The 2,433-nt window shown below is 64.8% G+C and carries 1 protein-coding gene; it reads left to right on the forward strand.

Annotated elements, in window-relative coordinates:
• Window positions 1-179 precede the first annotated feature (179 nt).
• Window positions 180-2,255, forward strand: a complete 2,076-nt coding sequence (locus tag HMPREF3115_RS21275) for a molybdopterin-containing oxidoreductase family protein (protein WP_070555926.1) — start codon at window positions 180-182, stop codon at window positions 2,253-2,255.
• The last annotated feature ends 178 nt before the right edge of the window (window positions 2,256-2,433 follow it).

Here is a 2,433-nt window from a genome sequence, read left to right on the forward strand (position 1 = left end):
CGGAAATGCGCTGTCGGCCCGAGCGCCGGCCAAATGCGCCGCTGCGATCTCCGATTCTTCTCCTCCGACCGGCCCGCCTAGCCCCATCTTCAAATAAAGCCCGCGACCTGTACGGAATGAGCGCTTTATCCGGCAGGTCCACGTAAAATTTGCGAATCCCCATCTTCGCACCCACAACAATGAGCGCCGCCACCCACGTTGCTCGGGCCGTCTGCCCGCATGATTGTCCGGATACGTGCGCCATGCGCGTGACTGTCGAGAACGGAAGGGCGATCAAAGTCGCAGGCGACCCCGACCATCCGCCGACGCAAGGCGTCCTCTGCACGAAGGTCAGCCGATATGCGGAGCGTGTTCATCATCCGGACCGTCTTACCGTGCCGCTGAAGCGCATCGGCGCGAAAGGCGAAGGGCGCTTCGCGCCGATCAGTTGGGACGAGGCGTTCGACGAAATTGGTCGCCGTTTGGGGGACATTGCGACGCGCGCGCCCGAAGCGATCGTGCCGTACAGCTATGCGGGAACGATGGGTCTCGTGCAGGGCGAAGGCATCGCACAGCGCTTCTTCCACAAGATCGGCGCGTCCCGCCTCGAGCGGACGATCTGCGCGGCGGCCGGCGCCGCCGGCCTGCGCTTCACTTATGGCGCCAGCGTCGGAATGCATCTCGAGCATTTCGAGGAAAGCGAACTGATCCTGATCTGGGGCGCCAATCCGATCGCATCGAGCCTGCATTTCTGGACCCGCGCGCAGGAAGCCAAGCGGCGTGGCGCGCGGCTCGTCGCGATCGATCCGTATCGGTCGCTGACCGCCGAAAAGTGCCACCAGCACATCGCGCTGAAGCCCGGCACCGACGGGGCATTCGCGCTCGGCATGATGCACGTGCTGATCACCGAGAATCTGCTCGATCACGATTACATCGCCGACCATACGCTCGGATTCGACGCACTCAAGGCGCGCGCGCTGTCGTATCCGCCGGAGCGCGTCGCGCAGATTTGCGGTATCGATGGGTCGGAACTGATCGATCTTGCCCGCCGTTACGGCGCGACGCGCAAGGCAGCGATCCGCCTTAATTACGGTATGCAGCGCGTGCGCGGCGGCGGCAATGCGGTGCGCGCGATCGCCAGCCTGCCCGCGCTGACCGGTGCCTGGCGCGACCGCGCGGGCGGCCTGCTGCTGTCGTCGTCGGAATTCGCGCCAATCAATCAGCCCGCGTTGTTGCGCCCGGATCTGATCCCCGGCTGGCCGCACAAGCTGCCGCGCATCATCAACATGAATGCGATCGGCGATGCGCTGCTGCACCCGGGCGATGCGGCGTTCGGTCCGAAAATCGAGGCGGTGATCGTCTACAACTCGAATCCCGTTGCCGTCGCACCCGACTCGTCGAAGGTCGCGGCCGGGTTCGCACGCGAAGACCTGTTCACCGTCGTTCTCGAGCATTTCAAAACGGATACCGTCGATTTCGCCGATATTGTGCTGCCGGCGACGACGCAGCTCGAGCACCTGGACGTCCACAAATCGTACGGGCACACCTACGTGATGGCGAACCTGCCGGCCATTCCGCCCGTGGGCGAGGCACGGCCGAACACGGAAATCTTCCGCGGCATCGCGCGCAGCATGGGGCTCGACGAGCCGGCGCTCTATCACTCCGACGAGGAAGTTGCGCGCGCGGCGCTTCGATGGGACGACCCTTCGCTCGACAGCGATTGGGACACGCTGAAGCGCGAAGGTTGGCTGAAGCTGAAATTGCCCGATGCGCCGTTTGCAAACGGCGGGTTCCGCACGCCGTCCGGCAAGTGCGAGTTCTACAGCGCGCGGCTCGAGCAAATGGGTCTGGATCCGGTGCCCGACTATCTGCCGCCTTTCGAGTCGGCCGAAGCGGCGCCGGAGCTCGCGGCCCGTTACCCGCTCGCGATGATTTCGCCGCCGGCGCGCCACTTCCTGAACAGCACGTTCGTCAACGTCGAGAGCCTGCGCAGCACGGAAGGGCAGCCGCACCTCGACATGCACCCGGCGGACGCCGCATCGCGCGGCATTGCGGACGGCGATCTCGTGCGCATCTTCAACGACCGCGGATCGATGCAGGCCGTCGCGAGAGTGACGGACCGCGCGCGTGCGGGGCTCGTCGTCGGCTTGTCGATCTGGTGGAAGAAGCTGTCGCCCGACGGCCGCAACGCGAACGAGGTCACGAGCCAGGCGCTGACCGATCTCGGCAATTCGGCGACGTTCTACGACTGTCTGGTCGAAGTCGAACCCGCCTGAGCGAACGGACGCACGCGCGTCGAGCGAGCATCGTCCCCCGTTCGAAGGGGACGTCTAACCCTGTTGTCTCGCGACGGGCGACCCGCTACGATGCGTTTTAGCACGACCATTCGAAAATCCGTGAGGAGACGCGCAGTATGGACAAAATTTGGTTCATCGAGGATTACCGGGGAACGCG

This window comes from Burkholderia sp. HMSC10F09 (assembly GCF_001806955.1).
Classification (GTDB): domain Bacteria; phylum Pseudomonadota; class Gammaproteobacteria; order Burkholderiales; family Burkholderiaceae; genus Burkholderia; species Burkholderia multivorans.